Genomic DNA, 13,376 nt, shown 5'->3' with positions numbered 1-13,376 from the left:
TAGAATTTATGTCTGATAAACCATTAACTAAAACTGATTATTTGATGCGTTTACGGCGCTGTCAGACAATTGACACTCTGGAGCGCGTCATTGAGAAAAATAAATATGAATTGTCCGACAATGAGCTGGCTGTATTTTACTCAGCTGCGGATCACCGTCTTGCAGAATTGACGATGAACAAACTCTACGACAAGATCCCCTCTTCAGTATGGAAATTCATTCGTTAATCACGCTACATTACTTTTTAGAGAACACGCAGGTGTTATCTGCCTCCTCGTTCTGGCTAATAACACAACGGGCTATTATAGAACAGTGATATAGATCACATAGCAATAGCAGGGAACGTTCCCTCTAATACTTTATTATTGCTTCTATTGCGATAATATCCACCAAGGGGAGCGCGCGATGAGTGACGAAAAACAAAAAATGATCGCTGGGGCACTGTATTGCCCGACCGATGAAACTTTATGCCAGGATCGACTGCGGGCGCGTCAACTCATCCATCAATACAATTATACTACGCCTGATGAAATAAATAAGCGTCAGGCGATTTTACGCGACCTGTTGGGTCGATGCGAAGACGCCTATATTGAACCTTCCTTCCGTTGCGACTACGGCTATAATATTTTTCTTGGTCACTCCTTTTACGCTAACTTCGACTGCGTCATGCTTGATGTTTGCCCAATTCATATTGGCGATAATTGTATGCTCGCGCCAGGGGTACATATCTATACCGCCACGCATCCGCTGGACGCCGTCGAACGCAACAGCGGCAGAGAATTAGGTAAACCCGTCACTATCGGAAATAATGTCTGGATAGGCGGACGAGCCGTCGTTAATCCGGGCGTAACCATCGGCGATAACGTCGTCGTCGCTTCAGGCGCTGTGGTGATAAAAAACGTACCGCCAGACGTTGTGGTAGGCGGAAATCCGGCGCGAATCATTAAAAAATTGTAGTCAAAATGATAACTGTTATGCTAATTCGTGGTTAATCTGTTACTTTTTTCACGTTACACCTCCCTTTAAAATGGGCTGTTACTACCCCTATGTCGCAGAAATCATGAAGGCAAAAGATGACAGAGATACAGCGCCTGCTTAGCGAAACTATTGATGACTTAAACATCCGTGAAAAACGCGATAACAGGCCGCGTTTTAGTATCAGTTTTATCCGCAAGCATCCTGGGTTATTTATCGCGATGTATGCAGCCTGGTTTGCGACGCTGGCGGTCATGCTGCAATCAGAAACGCTGGTGGGGTCAGTGTGGCTGTTAGTGGTGTTATTTATCGCATTTAATGGCTTCTTCTTTTTCGACATCGCCCCGCGTTATCACTATAACGACATCGATGTGCTGGACCTCCGGGTCTGTTACAACGGCGAATGGTACAACACCCGCTTTGTTCCCCCCACGCTCATTGAGACGATTCTTCAGTCTCCACAGGTGGATAATGAACATAAAGTCCAGCTGCAAAAAATGGTTGCCCGTAAGGGCGAACTTTCCTTCTACGATATTTTTACGCTGGCCCGCGCAGAAGCCAGCCGGTAATAAAAAAGTGCGCACCCTCCCTGGTACGCACTGCTTTCCCTGAACTGTTGGTTTTTTAACGTCTTTTTTTACGCCCCTGAACCGCCTTAAAACGCGGATTTGTTTTACAAATCACGTATAAGCGTCCTTTGCGTTTGACTATCTGGCAATCCGGATGCCGTTGTTTTGCATTGCGAAGTGAGTTTAACACCTGCATTTCATTTACCCCCTTTTAGCGCCGATAAAATGACCAAAACGTTTCTGGAAGCGTGCGGCACTACTTTCGCTATCAAACGTTTTCTGTCTACCGGTATAAAAAGGATGCGATTTTGATGACACATCAATAGTGACATACGGATATGTCACGCCGTCCAGTTCGATTTCACGTTCAGTTTTGATAGTTGATCCCACTTTCACATATTCATTTGCGCTGGTGTCGTGAAATACGACGGTGCGGTATACAGGATGAATATCAGGTTTCATTGCGCCCCCTCAATTATGTTATAACATAACAATAAAATACGCTATCAATGCTCCTTTTTCAACCGGTAAACATTCACGATCTCTTCCTGGCGGCAAAAGCAACGTGGCGTAACGCGTTAGTCTGGCCCCTGTATCTGTAAAATCGATAAAATAGCTTTATCATTCAAGGGCGCGATTTACGATCGGATATACTTTCTCTACGCTGTGTTTATAAGGACATCACTGTGACAACACGACATCTGGTCAGCCTGGTAACGGGAGTGCTTATCCTGTCTGTCCTTTTCCCGATAGGATTGAGCCTGTGGCTGGCGCACCGTCAAGTTGAAAAAAGGTTTAACGAAGAGCTGGATATCTTCTCGTCCCGGGTGGCGCTACGTACAGAAAGGGTCAGTGACCAGGCAAAAGCCGCGTTAACGCATATTGCCTCCTTTAAAGGCGAGCCCTGCAGCAGCGCCCATTTACTCGCCATGCGCCGCGTGTCTTATAGCTTTCGGTATGTCCAGGAAGTTCTGTATCTTAAAAATTCGATTCCCGTTTGCTCCTCACTTGAAAAAGAGAGCCATATTCCCGCTTTCCCTCCGCCCATGAAAATCACTCGCGACGGTTATCGCGCCTGGTTTACGGCGCAAAACGATCTGGGTATAAAACGCTATATGGCGGCACTCGGGAGCGACAGCTATATCGTGATGATCGACCCGGCGTCCTTTATCGATGTGATTCCGTTTGGCGCATGGCCGATTGACGTCGCTATTATTGGCCGGGAACGCAATACTGTGGTTGCCAGCAGCGGTAACCTTGACCCCGCTATTCTTCCGCTCATTCACCATGAGACGCCCCTGCGGCTGGAAAACCGAGGCATTCAGTATGCTATCCACCCCTTTCCGGAAATGGGCATTACTATCGTAAGCTGGGCACCGACCGCTCCGCTGGAAAGGAGCTGGTATCGACAAGCGTTTATCTGGCTACCGGCGGGCATCGTAACGGGTCTGCTGGCCGCGGCCTTTATTCTGCGTATTTTGCGTCGGCTACAGTCGCCCCGCCACCGTCTCCAGGATGCGATAGACAATCGCGAAATTAACGTACACTATCAGCCTATTGTCTCCCTGAGCAGCGGAAAAATTGTCGGTGCCGAAGCCTTAGCTCGCTGGCAACAGGCGGACGGCACCTTCCTTTCGCCGGAAATTTTTATCGCGCTGGCTGAACAAACCGGGCTCACGGAGCCGCTAACCCGGCTAATCATCGAAACCGTTTTTGAAGACATGGGGAGTTGGTTAAAGTCCCATCCCGAACAACATATTTCAATCAATCTTGAGGCATCCGATCTGGCGTCGGAAACGTTGCCGACGCTGTTAAGCACGCTGCTGAACCGTAGCCAAATTTCTCCGTCGCAAATCGCGCTTGAGTTAACGGAGCGCGAGTTCGCCGATCCGAAAACCAGCGCGCCCATTGTCGCCAGATACCGTAACGCGGGACATTCCATTTATATTGATGACTTTGGCACCGGCTATTCCAGCCTCAGCTACTTACAAAATCTGGATGTGGATGTCCTTAAAATTGATAAATCTTTTGTCGATGCGCTGGAATATAAAAACGTCACGCCGCATATTATTGAAATGGCGAAAACGCTCAAACTTAAGATGGTCGCAGAAGGCATCGAAACGACCAGGCAAGAACAGTGGCTACGCCAGCATGGCGTACATTATGGTCAGGGCTGGTTATACAGTAAGCCCCTACCCGCTACGGCATTTATTCTTTGGGCGGAACAGCGGCTATAACGTCGCACAGCAGAAAAGAACAGTGTGGAGAGGCACAAATGGGTGGGGGCCCTGCCAGCTACATCCCGGCACACGCGTCATCTGCCTTGGCTGCTTCCTTCCGGACCTGACCTGGTAAACAGAGTAGCGTTGCGGGAGAACCAACAGAGCCCCCATTGAGAGCGTTGTGAACCAACGCGCAGGCGCATTATCACTGCTATATCGTGCAATTGCAACCCATCAGGCATCGGATGCTGGTTTCTTGCGCATCCGGGCTTTCCCCCCCCCTTATTCCAGATTATCCTGAAGCATTAACGCAGGATTCTATTATGGATATTCAGGACACATTTCCTCAACGCGTCTGGCAAATCGTCGCCTCGATCCCGGAAGGGTTTGTCACGACCTACGGCGATGTCGCCCGGCTTGCCGGTTCGCCTCGAGCGGCGCGTCAGGTCGGCGGAGTTTTAAAACGTCTGCCGGAAGGCAGCACTTTACCATGGCATCGGGTGGTGAACCGCCACGGCGCAATATCACTTACCGGGCCGGATCTACAGCGGCAACGTCAGGCATTACTGGCGGAAGGCGTGGTGGTGTCGGGAAGCGGACAAATCGATTTACAACGCTATCGCTGGGTGTATTAACCCTCTCCGTAACGGAGAGGGTTGGCGCAGGATTAATACTGGGTAGGCGCAGGAACGGCAGAAGACGGATTGACCTGGGTCGGCGAAGTCGATGGAACCGTCGTCGTCGCACCGCCGCTGGCCTGCACAGGCACCGCCGTTTGCTGTACCGGTACCAGCGTCAGATCCGCTTTAGTGCCGCCATTGTTAATCACCGGTTTCACGCTATCGGTAATAAATACCAGCTTATTGTCAACGGTGATGGCCGCGCTCAGGAGAATACGCGCGTTAGGTTGAATATCTGATGGGTTAAACGGCAACACAAAACTGAAAGGCGCCTGTTTACCTTCGGTACGTACCGCTTTTTGCGACAGCACCTTAGACGGCGCATCAGCCAGCGAAGCATCTGAAAGCGTCACGGTCAGCACCGCATCTGGCGGCAGAGCGACCTTCTGGCGGATCCAGACGGTACCGGAAACATTGGGTTGCTGAATAGTAGACTGGTTAGCTGTAATCGACATGTTAGGGTTTGGCGCAGGCGTCTGGATATCAGCGCTTTTATCAGCGCAGGCCGCCAGAGATATCGCAACCGCTAAACCACTTACGATGTGCACGAGTTTCATTCAATTCTCCTTATCATCAATGCACCAGCAGGCCTTTCCCCCCGCCGGAAGAGTGGTTAACAGAAACATAACGTGATTAAGTGTGGCACATGTCACTCATTTTTGCCTGGAATTGGTCTGTTATTCAGACTTTTGTACCCATCGGACCACTTGCAAAATTGCGTTATACTCTGCCCTACCTCGCTTCGGCATCGTTGTCACCTGGAGAGTATGTATGAGTCAGACACTGAATAATTTGCTGACATTATTGAATCTGGAAAAAATTGAAGAAGGACTCTTTCGGGGCCAAAGTGAAGACTTAGGGCTGCGCCAGGTATTTGGCGGTCAGGTGGTGGGCCAGGCGCTCTATGCCGCCAAAGAAACGGTGCCGGAAGCGCGACTGGTGCATTCATTCCACAGTTATTTTCTGCGGCCAGGCGACAGCCAAAAAACCATTATCTATGACGTAGAAGTGCTGCGCGATGGGAATAGCTTCAGCGCCCGCCGCGTTGCCGCTATTCAGAACGGGAAACCCATCTTTTACATGACCGCCTCATTCCAGGCGCCGGAACCGGGTTTTGAACATCAAAAAACCATGCCGACGGTAGTCGGGCCGGAAGGACTACCGTCAGAAACGGAAATCGCGCAATCGCTGGCGCATTTACTGCCGCCGATTCTGAAAGAAAAGTTTCTCTGCGATCGCCCGCTGGAAATTCGTCCCGTCGAATTTCACAATCCGTTGAAAGGTCACGTCGCCGCGCCTGTGCGTCAGGTATGGATTCGCGCCAACGGCACCGTTCCGGATGACATTCGCGTCCATCAATATTTACTGGGATATGCCTCTGACCTGAATTTCCTTCCCGTCGCGCTTCAGCCTCACGGCATCGGTTTTCTGGAAAAGGGCATTCAGATCGCCACTATCGATCACTCTATGTGGTTCCATCGCCCGTTCAATTTTAATGAATGGCTACTTTATAGCGTGGAGAGCACTTCCGCCTCCAGCGCCCGGGGCTTTGTTCGCGGCGAGTTTTATACTCAGGATGGCGCGTTGGTCGCTTCAACCGTGCAGGAAGGGGTAATGCGTAATCACAATTAAAAAACATGCCGCTATGCGGCGTTAATGGCCTGATGACGCTGCGCTTATCCGGCCTACGGTAGACTGGGTCAGCGCAGCGCCATCAGGCATGTTGCGCAATCACGCGTTATACGCATTCTCGCCGTGACTGTTCACATCCAGCCCCTCGCGCTCCTGCTCTTCCGGTACACGCAGTCCAACAAGGATATCCGCCAGTTTGTAACCAACAAACGCGACAACGCCGGACCAGACGACCGTAATAGCAATACTTTCCAGCTGTACCATCACCTGATGTCCCATCGTAACGCCGTCGACAAAGCCAACGCCGCCCAGCGAACTGGCGGCAAAAACGCCGGTCAGGATACAGCCGACTATTCCGCAAACGCCGTGAACGCCAAATACGTCGCACGGATCATCTACCCGTAGCAGACGTTTAAGCATGGTGACTCCCCACAATCCCGCCAGACCCGCAATAACGCCGATAACCAGCGCGCCGCCAACGCCAACATAGCCACAGGCTGGCGTCACGCCGACCAGACCGGCAATCGCGCCGGAACACGCTCCCAGCAGGGAAGGCTTACCGCGTAGCGTCCACTCGCCGATAATCCACCCCAGAATCGCGGCGGCGGTCGCCACCACGGTGTTCACAAAGGCCAGCGCTGCTATCTCGTTTGCGCTACCGGCAGAACCCGCGTTAAATCCAAACCAGCCGATATACAGAATCGCAGTACCGGTAAAGACCATCGGCAGGTTATGGGGTTTAAATGCTTCCTTCCCAAAGCCGACGCGTTTGCCAATTAAATAAGCCCCCACCAGCCCAGCGATAGCGGCGTTAATATGCACCACTGTACCACCAGCAAAATCCAGCGCGCCGTGAGCAGCCAGCAGGCCGCCGCCCCACACCATGTGCGCAATCGGGATATAAGAGAGCGTGAACCACACCACGACAAAAATCAGTACCGCCGAAAAACGAATACGCTCCGCCAGCGCGCCGACAATCAGCCCGACGGTAATACAGGCGAAAGATCCCTGAAACGCGACATGAATATACTGATAAATCGTCCCCGTTACCGCCGTCAACGCGATATTCTTCAACATCGCCCCATCGGCATTACCGAAAAAATGATTCCCTTCGCCAAAAGCCAGCGAATAGCCGTACACCACCCATAAAATACAGACCAGCGCAAAGGTGACGGTCACTTGCGTTAACATTGACAGCACGTTCTTGGCGCGAATTAATCCGCCGTAAAACAGCGCGATACCCGGTATCGTCATGAACAGCACCAGCGCGGTGCAAATCATCATAAAAGCACTATCCGCTTTATCGGCAACCGCCGGCGCGGCTATCGTTAGCCCAGGCAGCAGCGCCAGTGAAGCCAGTGTAGTTTTTATCATCGCTATCTTCATTTTTTCATTTCCTGTTGCTGTGTGGCGGGTCTTACAGCGCTGCTTCGTCAGCTTCGCCGGTACGAATCCGAATAACGCGCATGAGCTCCGCGACGAAAATTTTGCCGTCGCCAATTTTTCCGGTGTAAGCCGCTTTACTGATGATATCGATCACCTCTTCCAGTTGGTCGTCGGCGATAGCCACATCAATTTTGACCTTCGGCAGGAAATTCACGCTGTACTCCGCGCCGCGATACAGTTCGGCGTGTCCTTTCTGACGGCCAAACCCTTTCACTTCGGTGACGGTCAGTCCCTGAATGCCAATGGAAGAAAGCGCCTCCCGCACGTCCTCCAGCTTGAACGGTTTGATAATTACGGTAACCAGCTTCATAGAACCCTCCAGTCAGAATTAGGTAACGGCTGCCGCCGCGCATGGACTCTTCAGAATGGATATTGCAAAGGATGTGCCAGAAGCTGGCGAGCGAGGAAAAGCGCGGTTAGCGGCGCGTCTTTATATTGACGCGCCCCAAAATCGAAGCAGGGAAAGAAAAACGCACCACGACGGTGCATGATGGGCGAGGCTTTGCCCTGTGGCGCCAAGCCTTACGCCGCAGGGCCGGGTTCTTCGTGTACGCTGGCGGCTAACTCCTCGCCAACTAACTGTAATTGATACATTTGCCAGTAGCGCCCTTGCGCCGCCAGCAATTGTTGATGCGTCCCGCGCTCCACCGCCTGGCCGCGATGGAGAACCAGAATGGTATCCGCCTCCACGATTGTCGATAGCCGATGGGCAATAACCACCAACGTGGTGCGCTCGCGAATCGCCGCCAGCGCCTGCTGTATCGCCTGCTCAGTGCCGGAATCGATGCTGGCCGTCGCTTCATCAAGAATTAATATTTGCGGGGCGTCAACCAGCACGCGCGCCAGCGCCAATAGCTGTTTTTGCCCGACGGACAGCGTATTTCCCTGCTCGCCGAGATGCGTATGCAGCCCGTCGCTCAGGCCGCGCGCCAGATCTGCCAGTTGTACCGTTTCCAGCGCCTGCCACACCTGCGCCTCGGAGACATCGCGCCCCAGCGTCACATTAGCCAGAAAGGTATCCGCCATCACTACCGGGTCCTGTTGAACCATCGCCACGCCCTGGCGTAAAACGCGATGATTAAGAGAGGCGATTTCTCGCCCATCCAGCCGAATTTCGCCTTGTGTCAGGGGGTAATACCCCATTAATAAGCTGGCGAGCGTGCTCTTCCCGCTGCCGGTGTGCCCCACCAGCGCCACAAAGCTACGGGACGGTACTGATAGCGTAATGTCCTGTAAAACAAGATTATCGTCGCGGTAAGCAAACGACAGATGATCAATATCAATCGCCCCGCTTTGTAACGGCCTGTCGTCGCTGCCATAGCGCTGGCGCGGGCGATCCATCAGTTCAAAAACACGCTCTCCCGCCACAACCGCCTGCTGTAGCATGGATTGCTGGGTGGTCAGTTCAATGAGCGGCTCGTTCAGACGTGACAAATAGCTAATGAACGCATACAGCACCCCGACCTCAATCGTGCCGGCAGACGTAAAGCTGAAAAGCATCAACAAACCGCATAAAATGAGCGCGGAAAAGAGGCTAAGCAGCGGACGCAATAAAAAGCCGTCCAAGCGCAGCGTCTGCATCCGCGCCATGTAGTGCGAGCGGCTGGCCTCGCCCATGCGTTCGCCGAAGCGCGCCTGCTGGCGAAACTGCTGGATTACGCTCATCCCATTGATGATTTCGTTAAAGCCGTCGTTAATATCCGCCAGGTATGCCCGCACGCGGCGTACAATCGGCGTGCTGTAGCGCTGATAAATGATCATCACGGTCAATACCGCCGGAAAAATCAAAATCGCCACCAGCGCCATCCGCCAGTCAAGGCTGAACATAGCGACCAGCATGGCGCCGATCAACGCCGCGCTACGTAATACCGTTGCGACGACCGTGACGTACAGATCGCGGATGACTTCCGTATCGTTGGTCACGCGTGAAATTAATTGTCCGACAGGCTGCGTGTCGAAGGCGCTTAGCGGCTGGCGCAAGGCGGCATCCATGACGTCCGTGCGCAAAGACTGAACCACGCCAACGGCCGCCCGGTTAAATAATAAAGACTGGGCGTAATGGAGACCCGCCGCCAGAAACTGTAGCCCCACATAGGCGGCCGCCAGCCCCGCGACCTTGCCCAATGGTAAATGGTGGCGGGCCACCATGTTATCAATGAAATAGCTGATCAGCAGCGGACCGCTAACCTCCGCCGCCGCCGCAATCCACAGCATCATCACCGCGACAGAGAGCGGTTTTCGCCATGGCGAGCCATACGCCAGCAACCGTTTCAGCGTCGGCCATAGCTGTCCAAAACTACGCATTCACCGCCTCCTCGCCGCGTTCCGGCGCGTCATCCAGAGCGGCCTCCAGTTGCTGATAGCGATACATATCGCGATACCAGCCAATCTGCTGCGCCAGTTGATCGTGATCGCCGCGCTGAACAACATGACCATGTTGCATAACGATAATTTCATTGGCGTCGGTCAGCGCGGATAAACGATGCGCGCTGATGATGACCGTACGCCCTTCGCCCCACTGGCGCAAATTATGCAAAATCTGATGCTCCGTACGACCATCTACTGCTGAAAGCGCATCATCGAGAAGCAGAATTTCCGCATTCAACAGCAGCGCTCTGGCAATCGAGATACGCTGTTTTTGCCCACCCGATAACATGACGCCACGTTCACCTACCTGCGTGTCGTAGCCCTGAGGCAAACGGAGAATATCCTCATGTACGCTGGCTAAACGCGCCACCTGTTCAATCTCTTCCTGGGTCGCCTCCGGGCGTCCGAGCGCAATATTATTGGCAATAGAGTCCGAGAACAAAAACGGCGTCTGGCTGACGACCGCCAGTCGGCTACGCCAGCTATCCAGTTGCAGATGCGTCAACGGCATGTCATGGAAACGGATTTCTCCCTGCGTCACATCAAAATGGCGCTGGATAAGCGACAATATTGTGCTTTTCCCCGCGCCGGTCGGACCGCATATCCCCAGCATCTGACCCGGTTTAAGACGAAAGTTCACATTCTCCAGCGCCGGATGCGTCGTTTGCGGATAGCAAAACTCACGAATGGCCGCCGTCAGTTCGCCGCGCCCCGCCGGGACCGGCTCTTCGCCATCCTTAACTACCGGCGCTTCCGCCAGCATGGCGCGGATGCGGCTGTAAGCGGCGCTACCCCGCTCCACGATATTAAACATCCAGGCCAGCGCCAGCATCGGCCAAATCATCAACCCCAGATACATCATAAAGCTGGTGAGTTCGCCCAGCGTCAGGCTGCCGTTAACCACCATCCAGCTTCCGCCGCTAATCGCGAGCAGGTTCGCCATGCCAATGGCGATGTAAATGGTTGGATCAAAACGCGCGTCAATACGCGCCACGCGCATATTTTTCTTGCCTGTATCTTCGGCATCCGCCGCAAACAGCGAAGACTGGCGGTCCTCCAGACCAAACGCTTTGATCATGCGGATGCTGGTCAGACTCTCCTGCGTGCGGTCGTTCAGGCTGGAGAAGGCGGCCTGCGCCAGTTTGAAATAATCATGCAGCCGATCGCCGTAACGTTTGATCATCAGCGCCATAATCGGCATCGGCAACAGCGCTAATAGCGTTAGCTGCCAGCTAATTTGCGTCGACATGACAATCAGTACCGCGCAGCCCATTACCAGCGAGTCAACCAGCGTCAGAACGCCCTCGCCCGCCGCAAATACGACGCGATCCACATCATTCGTCGCGCGCGCGATAAGATCGCCCGTCCGATGGCGCTGATAAAATTCAGGATGCTGACGACTCAGCTGGCGATAATAATCTTCACGCAGTTCGACGGCTAATTGATAAGAAGCGCCAAATAGCAGCACGCGCCAGACATAGCGCAACAAATAGACCACTACGGCGATCAGGGCAATGGTGCCAATCCACATCGCTATTCGGCCTGGAGTAAACTGCTGTGCGGTTACGCCATCCACGACAATCCCCACCACTTTGGGCGGGATCAGCTGAAGCATCGCAATAAGCATAAGCAGGGCCACCGCGCCAAGATAGCGACGCCATTCCCGGCGAAAGTACCAGCTTAATTGAGCAAATAATCGCACGCGTTATTTCCTGATATGATTTCCGGCAATACCGGGAGAATTATTCAATGGGCAGAGAGGTGGTGTACTTAATCTGTTCCATCGCAAAACTGGAGGTGACGTCTGACAGTCCTGGGACGCTATTGACCAGACGTTTATAGAAGTCGTCATACCGCTTCATGTCGGCCACCTGAACTCGCATCAGATAGTCGTATTCCCCCGCCATCCGCCAGAAGCCAAGCACTTCCGGCATCTCAGAGACGACGGTCACGAACCGACAGTACCATTCACTGCTGTGGTGCTGCGTTTTTATCAACACGAAAGCGGTTAATCCCAGCCCCAGTTTTTCCGGGTCCAGCAGCGCGACCCTGCCAAGCAGGATACCGTCATCTTCCAGGCGTTTAAGCCGCTTCCAGCAAGGCGTTGTCGTCAGATTAACGGCATCCGCCAGCGCCTGCAAAGAGAGGGTACAGTCCTGCTGCAATAAGCAAAGCAGTTTACGGTCAATTTTATCTAACATACCCACCCCATAGAGAATATTTTTCTCCTTACATTGTAATTTAAAGGTCAAATAGCAACAATTTTTTCCGTACTTTTCGCTACTCTTGGCACAAAATGATAAATGGATATTAATGATGAGTAGCAATTGGGTTAAAAATGCCATTAATGAAATTAACGCTGACCACCAGCGCTCGGCGGATACGCATCTTATTCGTTTGCCCCTGTCGGCATTTCCAGGTATCCAGCTTTACCTGAAAGATGAAAGCACGCATCCCACCGGTAGCCTCAAGCATCGTCTGGCGCGCTCGCTGTTCCTTTATGGGCTGTGCAATGGCTGGATTAAAGAAGGCACTCCGATTATTGAAGCGTCATCAGGCTCAACGGCGATTTCCGAAGCCTGGTTCGCGCGTTTACTGGGACTGCCGTTCATCGCCGTCATGCCCGCCTGTACCGCAAAACGTAAAATCGAACAGATTCAATTTTATGGCGGCCACTGTCATTTTGTGGAGAGCGCCTGCGAAATTTATGCCGCCTCCGAGCGGCTGGCGCATGAACTGAACGGTCACTATATGGACCAGTTTACCTACGCAGAACGAGCTACCGACTGGCGGGGCAACAATAATATTGCCGACAGTATTTTCCGCCAGATGCGCAACGAACCCCATCCGGTACCGCGATTTATCGTCATGAGCGCCGGAACGGGCGGAACCTCTGCGACGATTGGGCGCTATATTCGCTGCCAGGGCTATGATACTCAGCTCATGGTGGTGGATCCGGAAAATTCTGTCTTTTTACCTTACTGGCAGGATCGCGACGCTTCATTACGCAGCCCGGTGGGCAGTAAAATTGAAGGAATTGGTCGTCCGCGAGTAGAGCCTTCTTTTATTCCGGATGTCGTGGATGAGATGCTGCGCGTACCGGACGCCGCCAGCGTTGCCACCGCACACTGGCTGGAAACGCAGCTAGGCCGTAAAGTCGGCGCCTCTACCGGCACGAATATGTGGGGAGCGCTGCAGCTTGCGGCCCGGATGCGCGAGGCTGGAGAAACCGGCGCTATCGTAACGTTATTGTGCGATAGCGGCGATCGCTATCTGGATACCTATTACCATCCGGCCTGGGTTAGCGACCATATCGGCGATTTGACGCCGTGGTCAGCGGCCATCGCAAAATTACTTACCGGCGACTAGAAACCAATAAATATCCTCCGGCATAGCCGGAGGTTTTTCAGATGCGCCTGTAAGGCTCTCTTACCAGCCGCGCCCTAACAGGCGCATACGATCTGACATTTGCATCAAACTTCGTT

Annotated in this window: 15 protein-coding genes and 1 other RNA gene; 7 read left to right on the top strand and 9 right to left on the bottom strand. The window is 53.0% G+C overall.

What is annotated here, in order from left to right:
- Positions 1-8 precede the first annotated feature (8 nt).
- The 3 genes from HV477_RS16955 to HV477_RS16945 all read left to right on the top strand — a co-directional run bounded on the left by HV477_RS16955 (position 9) and on the right by HV477_RS16945 (position 1,544).
- On the top strand, positions 9-227 hold the full coding sequence (locus tag HV477_RS16955; RefSeq protein WP_001280991.1) for an HHA domain-containing protein: 219 nt from the start codon (positions 9-11) through the stop codon (positions 225-227).
- Between the two features lie 178 nt (positions 228-405).
- On the top strand, positions 406-957 hold the full coding sequence (gene maa / locus HV477_RS16950; RefSeq protein WP_001278792.1) for a maltose O-acetyltransferase: 552 nt from the start codon (positions 406-408) through the stop codon (positions 955-957).
- 116 nt (positions 958-1,073) lie between these two features.
- Positions 1,074-1,544 carry a YlaC family protein gene (locus HV477_RS16945; RefSeq protein WP_000136181.1) on the top strand — a complete coding sequence of 157 codons (471 nt, stop codon included), beginning with the start codon at positions 1,074-1,076 and terminating at the stop codon, positions 1,542-1,544.
- Between the two features lie 55 nt (positions 1,545-1,599).
- Here the strand turns inward: HV477_RS16945 and ykgO are convergent, their stop codons facing one another.
- Both ykgO and HV477_RS16935 read right to left on the bottom strand, forming a co-directional pair.
- Positions 1,600-1,740, bottom strand: coding sequence for a type B 50S ribosomal protein L36 (gene ykgO / locus HV477_RS16940; protein ID WP_001197749.1), 141 nt, complete (start codon positions 1,738-1,740; stop codon positions 1,600-1,602).
- Positions 1,741-1,745: 5 nt separating this feature from the next.
- Positions 1,746-2,006, bottom strand: coding sequence for a type B 50S ribosomal protein L31 (locus HV477_RS16935; RefSeq protein WP_000801415.1), 261 nt, complete (start codon positions 2,004-2,006; stop codon positions 1,746-1,748).
- Between the two features lie 224 nt (positions 2,007-2,230).
- Between HV477_RS16935 and HV477_RS16930 the strand changes: the two genes are divergently transcribed.
- Complete coding sequence (locus HV477_RS16930) at positions 2,231-3,781, top strand: EAL domain-containing protein (RefSeq protein WP_000213145.1); 1,551 nt, start codon at positions 2,231-2,233, stop codon at positions 3,779-3,781.
- Between the two features lie 49 nt (positions 3,782-3,830).
- On the opposite strand, the gene ffs is transcribed toward HV477_RS16930, so the two are convergent.
- An RNA gene (gene ffs / locus HV477_RS16925) (signal recognition particle sRNA small type) lies at positions 3,831-3,927 on the bottom strand.
- An 84-nt stretch (positions 3,928-4,011) separates the two neighbouring features.
- Between ffs and HV477_RS16920 the strand changes: the two genes are divergently transcribed.
- Positions 4,012-4,401, top strand: coding sequence for an MGMT family protein (locus tag HV477_RS16920; RefSeq protein ID WP_079899370.1), 390 nt, complete (start codon positions 4,012-4,014; stop codon positions 4,399-4,401).
- A 32-nt stretch (positions 4,402-4,433) separates the two neighbouring features.
- Here HV477_RS16920 and HV477_RS16915 read toward each other — a convergent pair whose 3' ends face one another.
- Positions 4,434-5,003 carry a YbaY family lipoprotein gene (locus HV477_RS16915; RefSeq protein WP_000779802.1) on the bottom strand — a complete coding sequence of 190 codons (570 nt, stop codon included), beginning with the start codon at positions 5,001-5,003 and terminating at the stop codon, positions 4,434-4,436.
- A 214-nt stretch (positions 5,004-5,217) separates the two neighbouring features.
- Here HV477_RS16915 and tesB point away from each other — a divergent pair, with 214 nt between their 5' ends.
- Positions 5,218-6,078 (top strand): acyl-CoA thioesterase II, encoded by an 861-nt coding sequence (tesB, locus tag HV477_RS16910; protein ID WP_079899371.1) that lies wholly within the window; start codon positions 5,218-5,220, stop codon positions 6,076-6,078.
- 99 nt (positions 6,079-6,177) lie between these two features.
- Here tesB and amtB read toward each other — a convergent pair whose 3' ends face one another.
- The 5 genes from amtB to decR all read right to left on the bottom strand — a co-directional run bounded on the left by amtB (position 6,178) and on the right by decR (position 12,092).
- Positions 6,178-7,464 (bottom strand): ammonium transporter AmtB, encoded by a 1,287-nt coding sequence (gene amtB, locus HV477_RS16905; RefSeq protein ID WP_000684912.1) that lies wholly within the window; start codon positions 7,462-7,464, stop codon positions 6,178-6,180.
- A gap of 31 nt (positions 7,465-7,495) precedes the next feature.
- Complete coding sequence (glnK, locus tag HV477_RS16900) at positions 7,496-7,834, bottom strand: P-II family nitrogen regulator (RefSeq protein WP_000780341.1); 339 nt, start codon at positions 7,832-7,834, stop codon at positions 7,496-7,498.
- A gap of 212 nt (positions 7,835-8,046) precedes the next feature.
- The gene (locus HV477_RS16895) at positions 8,047-9,828 is read right to left on the bottom strand and encodes a SmdB family multidrug efflux ABC transporter permease/ATP-binding protein (protein WP_001256070.1); all 1,782 of its coding nucleotides are present in this window, start codon (positions 9,826-9,828) and stop codon (positions 8,047-8,049) included.
- A complete protein-coding gene (locus HV477_RS16890; protein ID WP_001235572.1) occupies positions 9,821-11,593 on the bottom strand; it encodes a SmdA family multidrug ABC transporter permease/ATP-binding protein in 1,773 nt (590 codons plus the stop codon). The genes HV477_RS16895 and HV477_RS16890 overlap by 8 nt, the downstream gene beginning before the upstream one ends.
- 40 nt (positions 11,594-11,633) lie before the next feature.
- A complete protein-coding gene (gene decR / locus HV477_RS16885) occupies positions 11,634-12,092 on the bottom strand; it encodes a DNA-binding transcriptional regulator DecR (RefSeq protein ID WP_000884593.1) in 459 nt (152 codons plus the stop codon).
- Positions 12,093-12,204: 112 nt separating this feature from the next.
- Between decR and cdsH the strand changes: the two genes are divergently transcribed.
- The gene (gene cdsH, locus HV477_RS16880) at positions 12,205-13,260 is read left to right on the top strand and encodes a cysteine desulfhydrase (RefSeq protein ID WP_000987849.1); all 1,056 of its coding nucleotides are present in this window, start codon (positions 12,205-12,207) and stop codon (positions 13,258-13,260) included.
- Positions 13,261-13,376: the final 116 nt, after the last annotated feature.

The sequence above is a fragment of the Salmonella sp. SG203 genome (assembly GCF_013350575.1).
Taxonomy (GTDB): Bacteria; Pseudomonadota; Gammaproteobacteria; order Enterobacterales; family Enterobacteriaceae; genus Salmonella; species Salmonella enterica.
The sequence above is the reverse complement of the archived record's forward strand: the minus strand, read 5'-3'. Positions and strand labels throughout refer to the sequence as shown.

Excerpts from the sequence above, each read along its gene's own strand:
- HV477_RS16935 (WP_000801415.1), bottom strand. The coding sequence starts at position 2,006 with ATGAAACCTGATATTCATCCTGTATACCGCACCGTCGTATTTCACGAC.
- cdsH (WP_000987849.1), top strand. The coding sequence starts at position 12,205 with ATGATGAGTAGCAATTGGGTTAAAAATGCCATTAATGAAATTAACGCT.
- HV477_RS16945 (WP_000136181.1), top strand. The coding sequence starts at position 1,074 with ATGACAGAGATACAGCGCCTGCTTAGCGAAACTATTGATGACTTAAAC.
- HV477_RS16895 (WP_001256070.1), bottom strand. The coding sequence starts at position 9,828 with ATGCGTAGTTTTGGACAGCTATGGCCGACGCTGAAACGGTTGCTGGCG.
- tesB (WP_079899371.1), top strand. The coding sequence starts at position 5,218 with ATGAGTCAGACACTGAATAATTTGCTGACATTATTGAATCTGGAAAAA.
- HV477_RS16915 (WP_000779802.1), bottom strand. The coding sequence starts at position 5,003 with ATGAAACTCGTGCACATCGTAAGTGGTTTAGCGGTTGCGATATCTCTG.
- decR (WP_000884593.1), bottom strand. The coding sequence starts at position 12,092 with ATGTTAGATAAAATTGACCGTAAACTGCTTTGCTTATTGCAGCAGGAC.
- HV477_RS16955 (WP_001280991.1), top strand. The coding sequence starts at position 9 with ATGTCTGATAAACCATTAACTAAAACTGATTATTTGATGCGTTTACGG.
- maa (WP_001278792.1), top strand. The coding sequence starts at position 406 with ATGAGTGACGAAAAACAAAAAATGATCGCTGGGGCACTGTATTGCCCG.
- ykgO (WP_001197749.1), bottom strand. The coding sequence starts at position 1,740 with ATGCAGGTGTTAAACTCACTTCGCAATGCAAAACAACGGCATCCGGAT.
- HV477_RS16920 (WP_079899370.1), top strand. The coding sequence starts at position 4,012 with ATGCTGGTTTCTTGCGCATCCGGGCTTTCCCCCCCCCTTATTCCAGAT.
- amtB (WP_000684912.1), bottom strand. The coding sequence starts at position 7,464 with ATGAAGATAGCGATGATAAAAACTACACTGGCTTCACTGGCGCTGCTG.
- glnK (WP_000780341.1), bottom strand. The coding sequence starts at position 7,834 with ATGAAGCTGGTTACCGTAATTATCAAACCGTTCAAGCTGGAGGACGTG.